15 protein-coding genes are annotated in these 17,596 nt (G+C 71.9%); 6 read left to right on the top strand and 9 right to left on the bottom strand.

Annotation, left to right across the window (positions count from 1 at the left end):
- Position 1: 1 nt before the first annotated feature.
- From ACIRF8_RS29105 to ACIRF8_RS29090, 4 genes are read right to left on the bottom strand one after another with little or no spacing between them, the layout of a single operon-like run.
- Positions 2 to 1,282: a haloacid dehalogenase-like hydrolase gene (locus ACIRF8_RS29105; protein ID WP_404219470.1), complete on the bottom strand. Its 1,281-nt coding sequence runs from the start codon at positions 1,280 to 1,282 to the stop codon at positions 2 to 4.
- Positions 1,283 to 1,315: 33 nt separating this feature from the next.
- Positions 1,316 to 2,098 carry a 3-oxoacyl-ACP reductase gene (locus ACIRF8_RS29100; protein WP_404219468.1) on the bottom strand — a complete coding sequence of 261 codons (783 nt, stop codon included), beginning with the start codon at positions 2,096 to 2,098 and terminating at the stop codon, positions 1,316 to 1,318.
- The gene (locus tag ACIRF8_RS29095; RefSeq protein ID WP_404219466.1) at positions 2,095 to 3,462 is read right to left on the bottom strand and encodes an aldehyde dehydrogenase family protein; all 1,368 of its coding nucleotides are present in this window, start codon (positions 3,460 to 3,462) and stop codon (positions 2,095 to 2,097) included. The genes ACIRF8_RS29100 and ACIRF8_RS29095 overlap by 4 nt, the downstream gene beginning before the upstream one ends.
- 10 nt (positions 3,463 to 3,472) lie before the next feature.
- Complete coding sequence (locus tag ACIRF8_RS29090) at positions 3,473 to 4,834, bottom strand: glutamine synthetase family protein (RefSeq protein WP_404219464.1); 1,362 nt, start codon at positions 4,832 to 4,834, stop codon at positions 3,473 to 3,475.
- 109 nt (positions 4,835 to 4,943) lie between these two features.
- Here ACIRF8_RS29090 and ACIRF8_RS29085 point away from each other — a divergent pair, with 109 nt between their 5' ends.
- The 3 genes from ACIRF8_RS29085 (at position 4,944) to ACIRF8_RS29075 (ending at position 7,978) form a co-directional block, all read left to right on the top strand.
- Complete coding sequence (locus ACIRF8_RS29085; protein ID WP_404219462.1) at positions 4,944 to 5,669, top strand: FadR/GntR family transcriptional regulator; 726 nt, start codon at positions 4,944 to 4,946, stop codon at positions 5,667 to 5,669.
- 133 nt (positions 5,670 to 5,802) lie between these two features.
- Complete coding sequence (eat, locus tag ACIRF8_RS29080; protein WP_404219857.1) at positions 5,803 to 7,242, top strand: ethanolamine permease; 1,440 nt, start codon at positions 5,803 to 5,805, stop codon at positions 7,240 to 7,242.
- A 37-nt stretch (positions 7,243 to 7,279) separates the two neighbouring features.
- Positions 7,280 to 7,978: a gamma-glutamyl-gamma-aminobutyrate hydrolase family protein gene (locus tag ACIRF8_RS29075; protein WP_404219460.1), complete on the top strand. Its 699-nt coding sequence runs from the start codon at positions 7,280 to 7,282 to the stop codon at positions 7,976 to 7,978.
- A 25-nt stretch (positions 7,979 to 8,003) separates the two neighbouring features.
- On the opposite strand, the gene ACIRF8_RS29070 is transcribed toward ACIRF8_RS29075, so the two are convergent.
- Complete coding sequence (locus ACIRF8_RS29070; RefSeq protein ID WP_404219855.1) at positions 8,004 to 8,897, bottom strand: LysR family transcriptional regulator; 894 nt, start codon at positions 8,895 to 8,897, stop codon at positions 8,004 to 8,006.
- 166 nt (positions 8,898 to 9,063) lie between these two features.
- On the opposite strand from ACIRF8_RS29070, the gene ACIRF8_RS29065 reads away from it, so the two are divergent.
- Complete coding sequence (locus ACIRF8_RS29065) at positions 9,064 to 10,173, top strand: TDT family transporter (RefSeq protein ID WP_404219458.1); 1,110 nt, start codon at positions 9,064 to 9,066, stop codon at positions 10,171 to 10,173.
- A gap of 18 nt (positions 10,174 to 10,191) precedes the next feature.
- On the opposite strand, the gene ACIRF8_RS29060 is transcribed toward ACIRF8_RS29065, so the two are convergent.
- The 4 genes from ACIRF8_RS29060 to ACIRF8_RS29045 form a co-directional block, all read right to left on the bottom strand.
- The gene (locus tag ACIRF8_RS29060) at positions 10,192 to 10,908 is read right to left on the bottom strand and encodes a helical backbone metal receptor (RefSeq protein ID WP_404219455.1); all 717 of its coding nucleotides are present in this window, start codon (positions 10,906 to 10,908) and stop codon (positions 10,192 to 10,194) included.
- 8 nt (positions 10,909 to 10,916) lie between these two features.
- On the bottom strand, positions 10,917 to 11,489 hold the full coding sequence (locus ACIRF8_RS29055; protein WP_404219453.1) for a helix-turn-helix domain-containing protein: 573 nt from the start codon (positions 11,487 to 11,489) through the stop codon (positions 10,917 to 10,919).
- A 193-nt stretch (positions 11,490 to 11,682) separates the two neighbouring features.
- Complete coding sequence (locus ACIRF8_RS29050; protein ID WP_404219451.1) at positions 11,683 to 14,289, bottom strand: ABC transporter permease/substrate binding protein; 2,607 nt, start codon at positions 14,287 to 14,289, stop codon at positions 11,683 to 11,685.
- Positions 14,282 to 15,400 (bottom strand): glycine betaine/L-proline ABC transporter ATP-binding protein, encoded by a 1,119-nt coding sequence (locus tag ACIRF8_RS29045; protein WP_404219449.1) that lies wholly within the window; start codon positions 15,398 to 15,400, stop codon positions 14,282 to 14,284. The genes ACIRF8_RS29050 and ACIRF8_RS29045 overlap by 8 nt, the downstream gene beginning before the upstream one ends.
- Positions 15,401 to 15,642: 242 nt before the next feature.
- Here ACIRF8_RS29045 and ACIRF8_RS29040 point away from each other — a divergent pair, with 242 nt between their 5' ends.
- Positions 15,643 to 16,593, top strand: a complete 951-nt coding sequence (locus tag ACIRF8_RS29040) for a 5'-3' exonuclease H3TH domain-containing protein (protein ID WP_404219853.1) — start codon at positions 15,643 to 15,645, stop codon at positions 16,591 to 16,593.
- 105 nt (positions 16,594 to 16,698) lie between these two features.
- The gene (locus ACIRF8_RS29035; protein ID WP_404219447.1) at positions 16,699 to 17,544 is read left to right on the top strand and encodes a siderophore-interacting protein; all 846 of its coding nucleotides are present in this window, start codon (positions 16,699 to 16,701) and stop codon (positions 17,542 to 17,544) included.
- Positions 17,545 to 17,596 lie beyond the last annotated feature (52 nt).

The raw sequence follows: 17,596 nt of genomic DNA, 5'->3' as shown, positions 1-17,596 counted from the left end.
CTCAGTACACCGCGTCGGTCTGGTCGGGCACGACCGAGCGGTCCCGCCTCAGCAGTGGTCCGAATCCGCCCTCGGGGAGGTTGTAGGCGGCGGTCGAGCACGGGTAGGTACCGGGCTTCTTCGGCAGCGGCTCGATGAACATCGGGTTGGCGACCCAGCGTCCGTCGGCGTTGTCGTAGGCGCGGCACATGATCTCGTTCTTGTTCCGGTTGAGCACGAGGTGGGCGCCCGTCGCGTCGCCGACGAACGTCACGTCGGTGTCGGCGTCACCGCCGCCGAGCGCGATGCGCCTGTCCCGGCTCTGCTTCTGCCAGGCCGCCTTTCCCTTGACGTGGAAGATCTCCTGGTTGATCCAGCAGCGCTTGCCGTCGATGTACGGGATGGCCTCGCCCTGGCTGGTCGGGACACCGCCGCAGCCCGTGTTGAAGGAGGTGATGCGGCCCTCGCGGTCGAGGACCGAGCGGATCGCGACGGTGTGGGCGCGGTCGATGCCGACGCCGCGCGACCAGACCTCGGTCACGGGCTCGGAACCGGCGGACACGATGTAGACGTCGAAGCCGGCCTTCTGGAGCGTACGGATCAGGTCGCGCTGCTGGGCGTAGTAGCGGACGTAGCCGGGGATGGTGTGCGTGCCCAGCTTCTGGGTGGCGCCGACGGGCGCGGCAAGAGCCTCCTTGCGGGCCGCGGCTGCGTACGACTCCAGTTCGGGGACGGTGTGCCCGGCGAACAACTGCGGCACCCAGGCGTACTGGGGCACGGTGCGCCGGTGGTTCCAGTGGCCCGCGAAGGCGGCGGCGCCGCTCATGGTCTTCCCGGACTCACGGATGTTGAAGATCTCGTCCGTGCAGTCGGTGTCCTTGGCGGTGGGCAGCGGGGCGCCGACGGGCACGGTCGTTCCGCAGGCGGCGGTGAGCGCCTTGTCGGCGTCGTCGGTCAGCCACTTGCTGGTCTTCTTCCAGCTCGCGGGGCGCAGGATCTTGTCGTGCTTGAGGGACCAGGCGATGGTCGCGTCGGTGACGTCGTTCTTGGAGACGGTGTTGTCCCAGTCGAACGCGGCGACGGGGCGCGGGCCGCGGTGGCCCGCGCAGCTTCCCCGTTCGTCGATCATCCGCTGGAGCCGGGCCCGGTTCTCGCCGTACCACGGCAGCTTCTTCGACAACTGCGGGCAGGCGCGGGCGGTGGGGGACGCGGACGTGGCGGCGGCCGCGGGGGAGACGAGAGCCGCGGCCACCAGGGTGGTGACCACGGCCGAGGTCAGCGCGGCAACATGACTGTTACGCATGTCAGGGGACCGTACACCGCCCTGGGGCGTCCCCTACAGAGGCGTGACGTAGGCGCCCGAGATGCCGCCGTCCACGAGGAAGTCGGTGGCGTTGACGAAGGCGGCGTCGTCGCTGGCGAGGAAGGCGACGGCGGCCGCGATCTCCTCGGCCTCGGCGAACCGGCCCACCGGGATGTGCACGAGGCGCCGGGCGGCCCGCTCCGGGTCCTTGGCGAACAGCTCCTGGAGCAGCGGGGTGTTCACCGGTCCCGGACACAGGGCGTTGACCCGGATCCCCTCCCGGGCGAACTGCACGCCCAGCTCACGGGACATGGCGAGGACGCCGCCCTTGGACGCGGTGTACGAGATCTGCGAGGTCGCGGCGCCCATCCGCGCGACGAACGACGCCGTGTTGATGATGGAGCCCCTGCCCTGGCGCCGCATGTACGGGATCGCTGCCTTGCAGCACAGGTACACGGAGGTGAGGTTGACGTCCTGGACGCGCTGCCAGGCCTCCAGGCCCGTGGTGAGGATGGAGTCGTCGTCCGGCGGCGAGATGCCCGCGTTGTTGAAGGCGATGTCGACGGAGCCGTACGTGTCGTGGGCCGTCCGGAACAGCGCCTCGACCTGTTCGGCGTCGACGACGTCGACCTGGACGAAGACCCCGCCGACCTCCTCGGCCGCCTTCTTGCCGGAGGCCGCGTCGAGGTCGCCGCACACGACGTTCGCGCCCTCCGAGGCGAGGCGGCGCGCGGTGGCGAGGCCGATGCCGCTGCCCGCGCCGGTGATGACGGCGGTGCGGCCGACGAGGCGGCGGCAGATGATGTCCGATGTCACTGGGATGGCCCCTCCGTGCTGAGGAAGACGTTCTTGGTCTCGGTGAAGGCGGTCAGGGCGTCGGGGCCCAGTTCACGGCCGAGGCCGGACTGTTTGCAGCCGCCGAACGGGGTGAAGTAGCGGACGGCGGAATGGGAGTTGACGGACAGGTTCCCGGCGCGGACGGCACCCGACACGCGCAGGGCGCGGCCCAGGTCCCGGGTCCAGATGGAGCCGGCGAGGCCGTACGGGGTGGCGTCGGCGAGGCGGATCGCGTCCTGCTCGTCGGTGAACGGCAGCAGGACCGCGACGGGCCCGAAGATCTCTTCCGTGGCCGCGGCGGAGTCGGCCGCCTCGCCGGTGAGGACGGTCGGCGGGAACCAGAAACCGGGGCCGGTGGGCGCGTGGCCCCGGATGCCGGGGGCGGTGGCGGGCACGAAGTCCCGTACGCGGTCGAGCTGTCGACGGGAGATGAGCGGGCCCATCTGGGTCTTCTCGTCCAGCGGGTCGCCCACGACGACGGCGCCGAGCGCCTCCGTGAGCCGCGCTACGCACTCCTCGTACACGGATTCCTGGACGAGGACGCGGGTGCGGGCGCAGCAGTCCTGGCCGGAGTTGTCGAGGAAGGAGAACGGGTCGAGGGCGCCGGACAGGTCCGCGTCGGCGAAGACGATGTTGGGGCTCTTGCCGCCGAGTTCGAGCGTGACGGGTTTGATCCGGGCGGCGCAGCGCTCCATGATCTCGCGGCCGGTCCGCGTGGAGCCGGTGAAGACGATCTTCGCGACGTCCGGGTGGTCGACGAGGGCGCGGCCCGCGACGCTCCCGTGCCCCGGCACGACCTGGAGAAGGCCCTCGGGAAGGCCTGCCTCCAGGGCGAGTTCGGCGAGGCGCAGCGCGGTGAGCGGGGTCGTCTCCGCGGGCTTGAGGACGACGGCGTTGCCGGCCGCGAGCGCGGGGGCCGCGCCCCAGGCGGCGATCGGCATGGGGAAGTTCCAGGGGGCGATGACGCCGACGACGCCGAGGGGTGCGTGGAAGGTGATGTTCCAGCCGCCGGGGGCCGGGATCTGCGCGCCGTTGAGGCGTTCGGCGCCGCCGGCCGCGTAGAGCAGGAGGTCGCGTACGTTGCCGGCCTCCCAGCGCGCGTTGCCGATGAGGTGTCCGGCCTCGCGTACCTCCAGGCGGGCCAGCTCCTCGATGTGCTGGTCGACGGTGTCGGCGAAGCGGCGCAGGAGCCGGGCGCGGTCGGCGGGGGCCGCGGCGGCCCAGGGGCGCTGGGCGCGTGCGGCGCGTACGACGGCGGCGTCGACGTCCTCGGCGGTGGCGGCGGGGACGGTCGCGACGACCTCTTCGGTCGCCGGGTTCAGTACCTGCAGGGACGGGTGCAACGGCGGGTCCTCACATCCGTTCGAAGGAGCGGCGCAGCTCCCAGTCGGTCACCGCGGCGTCGAACGCGTCGAGTTCGACCCGCGCCATGTTGCGGTAGTGGGCGACGACCTCGGCCCCGAACGCGGCCTCGGCGACGGGGCTGCTGCCCCACAGCTCGGCGGCCTCGCGCAGGGTGGTGGGGACGTGCGCGTACCCGGCGTCGTAGGCGTTGCCGGCGCAGGCGTCGGGCAGGTCCAGCTTGTGCTCGACGCCGTACAGGCCGGCGGCGATCAGGCCCGCGACGGCCAGATGCGGGTTGACGTCGCCGCCGGGGAGGCGGTTCTCGAAGCGGAGCGAGCGGCCGTGGCCGACGACGCGCAGGGCGCAGGTGCGGTTGTCGTGGCCCCAGGCGACGGCGGTCGGGGCGAAGGAGCCGCGCTGGAACCGCTTGTAGGAGTTGATGTGCGGGGCGTACAGGAGGGAGAAGTCGCGCAGGGCGGTGAGTTGTCCGGCGAGGAAGTGGCGCATGAGTTCGGACATGCTGCCGTCGGGTCCGGCCATCACGTTCGTGCCGTCGGTGTCGGTGAGCGAGAGGTGGATGTGGCAGGAGTTGCCCTCGCGCTCGTTGTACTTGGCCATGAAGGTGAGGGAGACGCCTTCCTGCGCGGCGATCTCCTTGGCGCCGGTCTTGTAGACGGCGTGCTGGTCGCAGGTGACGAGGGCCTCGTCGTAGCGGAAGACGATCTCGTGCTGGCCGGGGTTGCACTCGCCCTTGGCGGACTCGACGGTGAGGCCCGCGCCCGCCATCTCGTTGCGGATGCGGCGCAGGAGGGGTTCGATGCGGCCGGTGCCGAGGACGGAGTAGTCGATGTTGTACTGGTTGGCCGGGGTCAGGCCCCGGTAGTTCGCGTCCCAGGCCTGCTCGTAGGTGTCCTTGAAGACGATGAACTCCAGCTCGGTGCCGACCTGGGCGGTCAGTCCGAGCGCGGCGAGCCGGTCGAGCTGGCGGCGCAGGATCTGGCGGGGGGCGGCGACCACGGGTGAGCCGTCCTCCCAGGCGAGGTCGGCGATCATCATGGCCGTGCCCTCGTTCCACGGGACGCGGCGCAGGGTGGCCGGGTCGGGGCGCATGGCGAAGTCGCCGTAGCCGCGGTCCCAGGAGGACATCGCGTAGCCGTCGACGGTGTTCATCTCGGTGTCGACGGCGAGCAGGTAGTTGCAGCCCTCGGTGCCGTGGTGGAGGACTTCGTCGAGGAAGAAGCGGGCGGCGAACCGCTTGCCCTGGAGCCGCCCCTGCATGTCGGGGAAGGCCAGGACGACCGTGTCGATGTCGCCGCCCGCGACGAGTGCGTGCAGCTCCTCCACGGTGAGCGGGGGTGTGCGGTCTGCCACGGGAAAACCTCCTTGGGCCCCTGGGGTCCCTTGGGTCGGCCGAGAGCCTTAAGGTAGCGAGCCATAAGGTATTGCGGCGAACCATTGCTTGGGAAGGGGGCGGGGCCTCATGTCGCGGACGGACGCCGACGGCGGCCTCGGGACGGTGCTGCGTCCGGTCCGGGCGGGGAACGGTTTCGAGGAGGCGCTGGAGCAGATCCTCCAGGTCGTCCGGCTCGGCCTGGTGCCGGGGGGCGAACGGCTGCCGTCGGAGCGGGAGTTGGCGGACCGGCTCGGCATCAGCCGGGTCACGCTGCGCGAGGTCCTGAAGGTCCTCCAGGAGCAGGGTCTGGTGGAGTCGCGGCGCGGGCGCTACGGCGGCACGTTCGTGCTGCCGCGCCCCGGTGCGGCGGGCGAGGACGAGCTGCGCCGCCGCATCAGGGGCGTGGACGTCGAGGACGTGCTGCGCTTCCGCGAGGTCCTGGAGGTGGGCGCCGCCGGGCTCTGCGCGGCGCACGGGCTCGACGCGGAGCGGGCGGGGCGGCTGCGCACGGCGCTCGCCGGCACCCACGACGCACCGCTCGCCGACTACCGGCGCCGGGACACGCTCCTGCACCTGACCCTCGCCGAACTGTGCGGCTCCCCCTCCCTCGCCGCCCAGTACGCGGCGGTCCGCGCCACCGTGAACGACCTCCTCGACTGCATCCCGCTGCTCGTGCGCAACCTGGAGCACTCGCAGCGTCAGCACACCGCGCTGGTGGAGGCCGTGCTCGACGGGGACGCCGACGGCGCGCGGGAGATGATGCGCGAGCACTGCGGCGGCACGGCGGCGCTGCTGCGCGGCTTCCTCACCTGACACCCACCGCTCCCCCGGCTCCCGGCGGTTTCACCCCGATGTAACGCAGGGGTCTTGCGTTCCGCCCCCGCGCACCGCAAAGGTGTGGATCCATTCCATTGGACCGGAGCCGGGGAGCGGCCGCGCCATGACCATGGACACCGGAAACACCCGTACACCGGCGGAGGGCGACGACTACCTGGAGCGCCGGGCCCTGCGCCGCGGCAGCGCGGGCTGGCTGCTGCTGACCGGGCTCGGCGTCGCCTACGTCGTCTCCGGTGACTACTCGGGCTGGAACTTCGGCCTGGCGGAGGGCGGTTTCGGCGGTCTCGGCATCGCGATGGCCCTGATGGGCGTGATGTACGCCTGCATGGTGTTCTCGCTCGCCGAACTGTCGTCGGTACTGCCCACGGCGGGCGGCGGCTACGGATTCGCGCGCCGCGCGCTCGGCCCGTGGGGCGGCTTCCTGACCGGCACCGCCATCCTCATCGAGTACATCCTCGCGCCCGCCGCGATCGCCCTGTTCATCGGTGACTACGTCGAATCGCTCGGCCTGTTCGGGCTCACCTCCGGCCGGCCCGTCTATCTGGCCTGCTTCGTCGTCTTCCTCGGCATCCACCTGTGGGGCGTGGGCGAGGCGCTGCGCTTCAGCTTCGTCGTGACGGGCATCGCGGTGGCGGCGCTGCTGGTCTTCGCGGTGGTGGCGTTCACCGACTTCGACGCCGCGCGCCTCGACGACATCCCGGTGGACGCGGACGCGTTCGGCTCCAGCTCCTGGCTGCCGATGGGGGTGCTGGGTATCTGGGCGGCGTTCCCGTTCGGGATGTGGTTCTTCCTCGGCGTGGAGGGCGTTCCGCTGGCCGCGGAGGAGACGAAGGACCCGGCGCGCACCCTGCCGCGCGCAATCCGGTGGTCCATGGCCATCCTCGTCGTCCTGGCCGTGGTCACCTTCTTCGCGGCGGCGGGCGCGCGCGGCTCGGCGGCGATCCAGGACGCGGGCAACCCGCTGGTGGCGGCCCTCCAGCCGGACGGGAGGGCCACGGTGTGGAGCCGCATCGTCAACTACGCGGGCCTGGCCGGGCTCGTGGCCTCCTTCTTCTCCCTGATCTACGCGGGCTCGCGCCAGTTGTTCGCCCTGTCCCGGGCGGGTTACCTGCCCCGCTTCCTGTCCCTGACGAGCCGGCGCAAAGCCCCGTACCTGGGGCTGCTCGTACCGGGCGCGATCGGGTTCACGCTGGCCGCCGCGACCGGGGACGGTGCCCGCATGCTGAACGTCGCGGTGTTCGGCGCGACGATCTCGTACGCTCTGATGTCGCTGTCGCACATCGTGCTGCGGCGCCGGGAGCCCGGGCTCGCGCGGCCGTACCGCACGCCGGGCGGCGTGGCGACGTCGTCGGTGGCGCTGGTGCTGGCGTGCGCGGCGCTCGTGGCGACCTTCCTCGTCGACGTGACGGCGGCGCTCATCGCGCTCGGCGTGTACGCCGTCGCCGTCGGCTACTTCGGGGTCTACAGCCGCCACCGGCTCGTGGCGCGGGCCCCGGAGGAGGAGTTCGCGGCGCTGGCCGCGGCGGAGGCGGAGCTGGACCGGGACTGACCGCAGGAGCACGACCGAGGCTGGGGAGCACGGCACCATGGTGAGCAGGCCGCTGATCGGCATCAGCACCTATCTGGAGCGGCAGGCCAGGTGGGGCGTGTGGGAGCTGCCCGCGGCGCTCCTGCCGGTCGGCTACCACCGGCTCGTGCAGGAGTCCGGCGGGCTCGCCATGATGCTGCCGCCCGACGACGCGAGACACGCCCCGTCGGTGGTGGCCCGGCTCGACGGGGTGATCGTCGCGGGCGGCCCCGACGTGGAGCCCGCGCGGTACGGCGCCGAACGCGATCCGCGGACGGGACCGGCGGCCGTGGAGCGGGACACATGGGAACTGGCCCTGATCCGGGCCGCGATGACCTCCGGTACGCCGCTGCTCGGCATCTGCCGCGGCATGCAACTGCTGAACGTGGCGCTCGGCGGGACGCTGACGCAGCACCTCGACGGCCACCTCAAGGAGGTCGGCACCTTCGGGCAGCACACCGTGACGCCGGTACCGGGGACCCGGTACGGGAACCTGGTGCCCGAGGTGACCGAGGTCCCCACCTACCACCACCAGGCCGTCGACCGCCTGGGCAGGGGTCTGGTGGCCTCGGCCCACGCGACGGACGGCACCGTCGAGGCCGTCGAACTGCCGGGCATGACCTGGGTGATGGGCGTGCAGTGGCACCCCGAGATGGGCGAGGACGCGCGCGTCACGCGGGGCTTGGTGCGGGCCGCCGCCGACCCGCACGGTTTCTGACCCCGGTACGGGGAGCCGATCAGGCTCAGGCCGCCGAGCGGGTCAGCCCCAGCAGGTCCCGGGCGGGCCCGACCGGAAGATGTCCCGTGGGCCAGACCGCCCGCAGGTCCCGGGCGAGCCGCACCTCCTCCAGCGGGATCCGGACCAGGCGCCGCCCGGACAGTTCCTCGCCGACCGCCAGCTCGCTCAGGACCGAGGGCCCGGCGCCGCTCACGACGGCCGCCTTCACCGCGGTCGTCGAGGACAGTTCGATCAGCGGGCGGGCCAGGCCGCCGAGCGCCGCGTCCAGGACCTGCCGGGTGCCGGAGCCCTCCTCGCGGAGGATGAGCGGCGTCGCCGACAGCTCCGCCGCCGTGAGCGGCCGGCGCCTGCGGGCCCACGGGTGGGCCGGGGCCGTCACCACGATCAGGCGGTCGTGGGCGATGACGGTCGCGTCCAGGCCCGCGGGCACGGACAGGCCCTCCACGAACCCCAGGTCGGCCTCGCCCGCGAGCAGCCGCTCCGCGACGGCCGCCGAGTTCCCCGCGAGCAGCGACACCGCCGTGTCGGGCCGGGCCGCCCGCAGCGCGATCAGCCAGCGCGGCAGCAGGTACTCGGCGATCGTCATGCTCGCCGCCACCCGCAGCCGTGAGTCGCGCCGGTCGCGCAGCGCCTGCGTACCGGCGTCGAACTCCTCGGCCGCCTCCACGACGCGCCGCGCCCAGTCGGTGACCAGGGCGCCCGTGCCGGTGAGCCGGGAGCCGCGCGGCGAACGGTCGACGAGGGCGAGGCCGAGCTGCCGCTCCATCGAACGGATCCGGCTGCTCGCCGCCGGCTGGGTGATGCCCAGTTCGCGCGCGGCCCCGCCGAGGCTGCCCAGCCGGGCCACGGCCAGCAGCAGTTCGAGCGCGCCGAGGTCGGGGACACGGTGCGCGAGCATGCCGGGGGGCGGTTCCGCCGGGTTCGGGCCCCCCTTGGAACCTGTCGGCTCCGTCGACCCTGTCGGCTCCTTCGGCTCTCCCCGCTCCTCGCTCATAAATCCAGCTTATGCCCCCATAGTGACAACGTCCCTGGTGGGGGGCCAGGCCGCCCGCGACGCTGGAGCCATGGTCACCGCCGTCCCCTCCTCCCCAGCCCGCCCCGTTGCGGCGGTCCGAGCCGCCGCCGTGCGCCGTCTCGGCCCGAACTGGTACGCCTGCGTCATGGGCACCGCCGTCGTCGCGACCGCCGGTGCGACCCTGCCGGTGCGCGTCCCGGGCCTGCGGACGGCCTGCACGGCGGTGTGGGCGCTGTCGTGCGCGGCGCTGCTGGTGCTCCTCGTGGCGCGGGCCCTGCACTGGGCGCACCACCGCGACCAGGCGCGGGCGCATCTGCTGGACCCGGCGGTGGCCCCGTTCTACGGCTGCCTGTCGATGGCGCTGCTCTCGGTCGGCGGCGGCACGCTGCTGGTGGGCCGGGACTGGATCGGGCCCGGCGCGGCGCTCGCCCTCGACGCGGTGCTCTACGGCGCGGGCACCCTGACCGGGCTCGCCGCGGCCGTCGCCGTCCCGTACCTGATGGTGGTCCGGCACCGGATCGAGCCGGGTCAGGCGTCCCCGGTGTGGCTGCTGCCGGTCGTGGCGCCGATGGTGTCGGCCGCCGTCGGCCCCTCGCTCGTCCCTCATCTGCCGCCCGGGGCGTGGCAGCGGACGCTGCTCCTCGCCTGTCTCGCCATGTTCGGCATGAGCCTGCTCGCGACGCTCGTCATGCTGCCGCTGATCTTCTCGCGGCTCGTCACGGCGGGCCCGCTCCCCCTGGCGCTGACGCCGACCCTGTTCCTCGTCCTCGGCCCGCTGGGCCAGTCGACGACCGCCGTCAACAAGTTCGCCGACGTCGCGGACGGCGTCCTGCCCGCGACGTACGCCCACGGTTCCACGGCGTTCGCCGTCCTGTACGGCGTGCCGGTGATGGGATTCGCCCTGCTGTGGCTGGCGCTCGCCGCGGCCCTGGTGGCGCGGGCCCGGCGCCGGGGCATGGGTTTCGCGATGACCTGGTGGGCGTTCACGTTCCCCGTCGGCACCTGCGTCACCGGCGCGGAGGGCCTGGGCGCCCACACGGGCCTGCCCGCCTTCGACGTCCTGGCCGTCGCGCTCTACGTCGTGCTGGTCGCGGCCTGGGCGGTGGCCGCGGCGCACACGGCACGCGGCCTGGCCCGGCACGGCGCGGGCGGTTTCTAGGGCCTGTCCTGCGATGCCCTAGCGGTGCGCGGCGCGCAGTGCCGCCCCGAGCACCCCCGCCGCCTCCCCGAGCGACGGCCCGTACCAGGTGAGGTGGCGCCCGCTCACCAGGGCCGCGGGGATGTCGAACGCCTCCGGTCCGTCGTCGGCCGTGAACCGGTACGGCTCGTCGGGCAGCACCACCAGGTCCGCGCGGGCGGCGCGCAGGTCGTCGAGGGGGATGCGCGGGTAGCGCTCGGCGTGGCCCGCGTACACGTTCTCGACGCCGAGTCGTGCCAGCAGGTCCCCGGCGAACGTGGCGCGGCCGAGCACCATCCAGGGGCGCCGCCAGATCGGCACGAGCGCCCGCGACCGGCGCCGCGGCACGGCCAGTCCGGTCCACGCCGCCTCGGCCTCGTCCAGCCACCGGGGCCGCCAGGTCGCCCCGCACGCGCGCAGCACCCGGTCCAATTCGCTCAGCGCCTGGGGCAGTCGGCGGACCTCGGTGACCAGGACCTCGATCCCGGCGGCCCGCAGCGCCGCCAGGTCGGCCGGCCGGTTCTCCTCCTCGTTGGCGACGACCAGGTCGGGGCGCAGGGCCACGATCGCCGGCACGTCGGGGTTCTTGGTGCCGCCGATGCGGGGCACGTCGAGTCCCGCGGGGTGGGTGCACCAGTCGGTGGCGGCGGCCAGCACGCCCGGCAGGGTGACGGCGACGGCCTCCGTCAGCGAGGGGACCAGCGAGACGACCCGCACGGCGGACGCTACTTCGGTCCGGGTTCGTCGACCGCGTCGATGTGCTCGGCGACGGCGACCACGAGGACCCGCGCCTCCGCCACGGTCGCCCGCCACCGGTGCCGTACGCCACCGGTCAGGTACAGCGTGTCGCCGCGGACGAGGCGGTACGCGCGGCCCTCCGCCTCCACCTCGACGGCGCCTTCGGTGACGTGCATGAGGACGTCGTTGCGGAGCTGGAACTCGCGGCCGGGGTCGTGGTCGCCGACGAACTCCTGGGCGTGCATCTGGTGGTGACCGCGGACGAGGGAGCGTACGACGAAGCCCGTTCCGTCCTCGACGCTCGTGTCGTCCGCGCGCACCAGGTCCACGGTGCGGGCGGGGTCGGCGGCGGCGAGGAGTTCGACGGCGGTGGTGCCGAGGGCGTCGGCGACCTTCTCCAGGGAGCGGTGGCTGGGCCGGGCCCGCTCGTTCTCGACCTGGCTGAGGAAGGGGACGGACAGGCCGCTGCGCTCGGCGACGACGGACAGCGTGAGTTCGAGCGTCCGGCGCCGGCGCCGCACGGCCGCGCCCACGCGCAGTGTCTCCTTGTGCTCGTCCATGGGGTCCGCTCCTTCCCACCGCATTGCCCGGCTCGTCTGGAAGCACCCTACGCATGTTCGCCTGAGGGTTTCATGCGAGCGCGGTAAGCAGTGCGTCACGATCGGGCCCGTGAACGGCTGAGGGGTGGGTTCCGCCGCGGCTTTCGCCACGGCGGAACCCACCCCTCGCCCCGGACCACGGGGGCCCGCCGGATCAGGAGGCGGTCATCCGCCTCTCGACGTCCTGGTGCGTCTCGAGCCACGTGGAGACGGCCTTCTCCTCCTGGCCCTGACCCTGCTTCTTGATCTCGGCCTCCAGGCTGCCCAGCTCGTCCTCGCTCATTTTGAAGTTCTTGAACCACTTCGTGAGCTGCGGGTACTTACTGGGGAAGTCCTTGTTGGAGATGGTCCGGATCGTGTTGCCCTCGCCGAACTTCTTCTTCGGGTCGGCCAGCTTGGTCAGCTCGTACTCGCTGTAGGCCCAGTGCGGCGACCAGAGCACGACCGCGATCGGCTCCTTCTTGGCGTAGGCGCGCTTCAGCTCGGCCAGCATCGCCGGGGTGGAGCCGTCGACGACCTCGTACTCCTTGTCGAGGCCGTACCCGGGGAGCACCTCCTTCTTCAGGAGGTTCATCTCGCCGGTGCCCGGCTCGATACCGATGATCTTCCCGTCGAAGGTCTTGCTCTTGCCCTTGAGGTCCGCGAGGGACGTGACGCCCTTCACGTAGGACGGGACGGCGATCTCCAGTGAGGTCGGGCTGTACCAGCTCCCCAGGTCCTTCAGGTTCGCCTTGTTCTTCTCCCAGTAGTTGCTCTGCGCGTAGGGCAGCCAGGCGTCGAAGTTGACGTCGAGGTCACCACTGGCCAGGCCGGTGTAGACCGGGCCGACGTCCATCTGCTTGAGGTTGAGCTTGTAGCCGCGCTTGTGGAGGACGTTCTTCCACAGGTAGGTGACGGCGACGTCCTCGTCCCACGGGAACCAGGCGACGTTCACCGGCCGCTTGGTCTCGGCGGCGTTCGCCTTCTTGACCGGGGCCAGCTTGTCGACGACGCCCGGGTTCTTCTTCAGCCAGGTCTTCACCGCGTCCTGCTGCTTGCCCTTGCCGGTCTTGTTGATCTCGGCCTCAAGGCTCGTGAGCTGCTTCTCGCTCATCCGGAAGTCCTTGAGCCACTGCGCGACCTCGGGGAACTCGGTGCCGAACCCCTTGCGCGCCAGGGAGTGCACCCCGTCGCCCTTGCCCCAGGCGCCCTTCGGGTCCTTGAGCTTCTTCAGGTCGTAGTCGTTGTACGCCCAGTGCGGCGACCAGAGCGGGACGACGATCGGCTTCTTCTTGGCGTAGGCGCGCTTCAGCTCGGCCAGCATCGCCGGGGTGGAGCTGTCGACGACCTTGTACTCCTTGTCGAGGCCGTACGCCTTGAGGATCTTGCTCTTGAGCAGGGCCGTCTCACCGGCGCTCGACTCGATGCCGGTGATCTTGCCGCCGAACTTCGCGCCCTGACCCTTGAGGTCGGCGAGCGAGTCGATGCCCTTCATGTACGCGGGCACGGTCAGCTCGAGCGAGGTGGGGCCGTACCAGGAGCCCAGGTCCTCCAGCTCGGAGCCGTACTTCTTCCAGTACTGGGCGTGCGTCGTCGGCAGCCAGGAGTCGGTCTGGAAGTCGACGGCGCCCTGGGCGAGCGAGGTGTAGAGGGGGCCCGCGTCGAACTGCTTGGTCTCGACCTCGAAGCCGCGCTGCTCCAGGATCTCCTGCCACAGGAAGGTGGAGGCGACGCCCTCGTCCCAGGGGATGTAGCCGATGGAGATCTTCTTGCCCTGGCCCACGTCTCCGCTGCCGCCCGAGGCGGTCGTCGACGAGGAACCGCCGAAGACGCCCATGCCGCCCGCCACGAGCGCGAGGATCACGACGCCGACCACGGCCACGGCCGGGCGGGGGCGGTAGGACCAGATCTTCAGGTTCTGCCCGGCGCGCGCCTTGGCGAGCGCGCGGCGGCCGAGCGGCGAGACCTGGGTGCCCAGCGAGCTGGTCATGCGGTCGAGGTAGATCGCCAAAATGACGATCGAGATGCCGGCCTCGGCGCCGAGGCCCACGTTGAGCTGGCCGATGGCCTCGTTGACGGCGCCACCGAGACCGCCGGTGCCGACCATGCCCGCGATGGCGGCCATGGACAGGCCCAGCATGATGACCTGGTTGACACCGGCCATGATCGTCGGCAGGGCGAGCGGGAGCTGCACGCGCAGCAGGGTGTTGCCGGGTTTCGTGCCGAACGCGTCGGCGGCCTCGACCAGCTCCTTGTCGACCTGCCGGATGCCCAGCTCCGTCATGCGCACGCCCGGGGGCAGCGCGAAGATCAGCGTGGCGACGATGCCGGCGGGGGCGCCCGAGCCGAAGAACAGGATGGCCGGGATCAGGTAGACCATCGCGGGCAGCGTCTGCATCAGGTCGAGGACCGGCCGGAACAGGCCGCTGACCCGGTTCGACCGGGCCGCCCAGATGCCGAGCGGTACGGAGATGACGAGCGCGATGATCGTCGACACGAGGACGAGCGACAGCGTGAGCATCGCGTCGTCCCACAGTTCCAGGTTGTCGATGAACCAGAACCCGACGAAGGCGAGCACGCCCGCGGCCGTCCCGCGCAGCCAGAACGCGATGACGGCGAAGATGCCCGCGAGGAGCAGGGGTTCGGGGGCCTGGAGGACGTCGGCGATGCCGTCGTAGAGGCCGTCGAAGACCGTCTTGCAGAAGTCGAAGAGCCACGACATGTGGTTGAGCAGCCACTCGACCACATCGTTGACCCAGTCGCCGAAGGGGATCCTAGGCACCGGCGTTCACCTTCTCCACCGGCTCGTCGCCCTCGCCGCGCGGCGAGGGCACCGCGTCCCGCGGGGCCGGGTCGTCGCTCTCCACTGACTTCATCGGCTCGCCGAGCACGGCGAGCAGGCGCTCCCGCGGTACGACACCGACGACCTCGCCGTCCGCGCCGGTCACGGCGACGGGTACGGCACTGGTCGAGCAGGGCGTGAACAGCTCGATGATCGGGGTGTCCTCGGTGACCCGCGCCGGGGCGTCGGCCGCCGTGTAGGTCGGCTCGGGCGTGGCCATGATGGCGCCCGCGGTCAGCACGCGGGAGCGGTCGACGTCCTGCGTGAAGGAGGCGACGTACTCGTTGGCCGGGGTGACGAGGATGTCCTCGGCGGTGCCGATCTGGACGATGCGGCCGTCGCGCATGACGGCGATGCGGTCGCCGAGGCGCATGGCCTCGTTGAGGTCGTGCGTGATGAAGACGATGGTCTTCTTCAACGTCTTCTGGAGGTCGAGCAACTGGTCCTGCATGTCGCGCCGGATCAGCGGGTCGAGCGCGCTGAACGACTCGTCCATGAGCAGCAGGTCCGCGTCGGTCGCCAGGGCGCGGGCCAGGCCCACGCGCTGCTGCATACCGCCGGACAGCTCGTCGGGGAAGGACTTCTCCCAGCCCTCCAGGCCGGCCAGGCGCAGCGCCTCGGTGGCCCGGGTCTCCCGGTCGGCGCGGGGGACGCCCTGCACCTCCAGGCCGTACGCGGCGTTCTCCAGGACGGAGCGGTGCGGGAAGAGCGCGAAGTGCTGGAAGACCATGCTGATCTTCTTGGAGCGGACCTCGCGCAGTTCGCGGGGCGACAACTGTGTCAGGTCGTCGCCGTCGAAGCGGACGTGCCCCGCGGTGGGCTCCAGCAGTCCGTTCAGCATCCGCAGGAGCGTGGACTTGCCGGAACCGGAGAGACCCATGACGACGAAGATCTGGCCGGGCTCGACGGTGAAGGACGCGTCGATCACGGCGGCGGTCGTGCCGTCGGCGCGCAGTTCCTCGCGGTCGGCTCCGCGGCGGAGTTTCTCCACCGCCTCATCGGGTCGTCTGCCGAACACCTTGTACAGGTCTTCGGCTTCAAGCCTGGACACATACACCTCTCGGGTCGAACCAAGACGGCCCGCCTCCCCCGCCGGCGGGCCGTGGTGCGGTGCGGGGTCGGCCCGCGTGAACCGTCCAGGCGTTCAATAGTTGAACGTATGACCGGGTCCGCTCCGAGGCGGTGCCTGCCCGGACTGGTGCGAAGCAAACGGAACAGTGGCTCAGTTCACACCGCGTACACGAAAGACGCCGGAACCCGCACGCTCGGTGACTGTCAGTGGTGTGCGGCATGATGCGGGACGTGACCCAGGAAACCTCGGCCCACCAGCGCCTGATGCTGCTCGACACCGCGTCCCTGTACTTCCGGGCCTACTTCGGGGTGCCGGACTCCGTGAAGGCCCCGGACGGCACTCCGGTCAACGCCGTGCGCGGGCTCCTCGAATTCATCACCCGGCTCGTCCACGACCACCACCCCACCCACCTGGTGGCATGCATGGACGCGGACTGGCGCCCGCAGTGGCGCGTCGACCTCATCCCCTCCTACAAGGCGCACCGGGTCGCCGAGGAGACGGCGGCGGGGACGCCGGACGAGGAGGAGATCCCCGACACCCTCTCGCCGCAGGTGCCGATCATCGAGGCCGTGCTCGACGCGGTGGGCATCGCGCGCGTGGGCGTGGCCGGGTACGAGGCGGACGACGTGATCGGCACGTACACCGGGCGGGCGACCGGACCGGTCGACATCGTCACCGGGGACCGGGACCTGTTCCAGCTCGTCGACGACGAGCGGGGGCGGCGCGTCCTCTACCCGCTGAAGGGCGTGGGCTCGTTGCAGGTCACGGACGAGGACCTGCTGCGCGAGAAGTACGGGGTGGACGGCTCCGGTTACGCGGACATGGCGCTGCTGCGCGGCGATCCGAGCGACGGCCTGCCGGGGGTGCCCGGCATCGGGGAGAAGACCGCCGCGAAGCTGCTCGCCCAGTTCGGGGATCTGGCCGGGATCATGGCCGCGGTCGACGACCCGGGGTCGAGGCTGACGCCGACGCAGCGCAAGCGGCTGGCCGAGTCGCGCCCGTATCTGGCGGTGGCGCCGAAGGTGGTGCAGGTCGCGGGCGACGTCCCGCTGCCCGAGGTCGACACGGCCCTGCCGCGCGAGCCGCGCGACCCGGAGCTGCTCGACCAGTTGGGGGCGCGCTGGGGATTGGGCGGTTCTTTGCACAGGCTTCTCACCACCCTCTCAGGATGAGGTGTTAGCTTAGGGTTACCTAAGTGGCGTGGCGCTGATCGTCGGCGTGGACCGGTGGATCACGCGGACCGCTCACGTCCGTCGATGGATCAAGGGAGACCGCACATGGCCGAGCGTCCCGCACGCAAGCCCCGCAAGGCCCGCTCGGCTCAGGTCGTGCGCACCGTGCCGCTGACCCCGCACATGCGGCGGGTGGTGCTCGGCGGGGACGGCCTCGCGGACCTGCCCGACCTCGAATTCACCGACCACTACGTGAAGTTGCTGTTCGCCCCGGCGGGCGTGAGCTACGCCGAGCCGTTCGACGTGGAGCGGATCCGGGAGGAGCTGCCGCGCGAGCAGTGGCCCGTGACGCGGACGTACACGGTGCGCGCCTGGGACCCCGCGGCGCGCGAACTCACCCTCGACTTCGTGATCCACGGCGACGAGGGCCTGGCAGGTCCGTGGGCGGCGAGCGTCGAACCCGGCGCGACGATCCACTTCATGGGTCCGGGCGGCGCCTACGCGCCCGACACCTCCGCGGACTGGCATCTGCTCGCCGGTGACGAGAGCGCGCTGCCCGCCGTGGCCGCCGCCGTGGAGTCGCTGCCGGAGGGTGCGCGCGCCCATGTCTTCCTGGAGGTCGAGGGGCCCGAGGAGGAGCAGAAGATCGACTCCCCCGTCGAGGTGACCTGGCTGCACCGGTCGGGCCGCCCGGTCGGCCAGGCGCTGATCGCCGCCGTCACCGGTCTCGACTTCCCGCAGGGCCGGCCGCATGTGTTCGTGCACGGCGAGGCGGGCTTCGTGAAGGAGCTGCGCCGCCATCTGCGGGTCGACCGGCAGCTCCCCCGCGAGGACCTGTCGATCTCCGGCTACTGGCGCCTCGGCCACAACGAGGACGGCTGGCAGGCCTCGAAGCGGGAGTGGAACGCGCAGGTGGAGGCCGAGCAGGAGACCCCCGCGGCCTCCGGCTGACGCGACGGACGGGGGCGCGGGAGGCACACCTCGAACCCCCGTACGCTGACCC

Origin of the sequence: Streptomyces sp. NPDC102406 (assembly GCF_044765725.1) — a bacterium.
In the GTDB taxonomy this organism is placed as follows: domain Bacteria; phylum Actinomycetota; class Actinomycetes; order Streptomycetales; family Streptomycetaceae; genus Streptomyces.
Note: the sequence above shows the minus strand (reverse complement) of the source record. Positions and strands in the feature narration are given on the sequence as shown.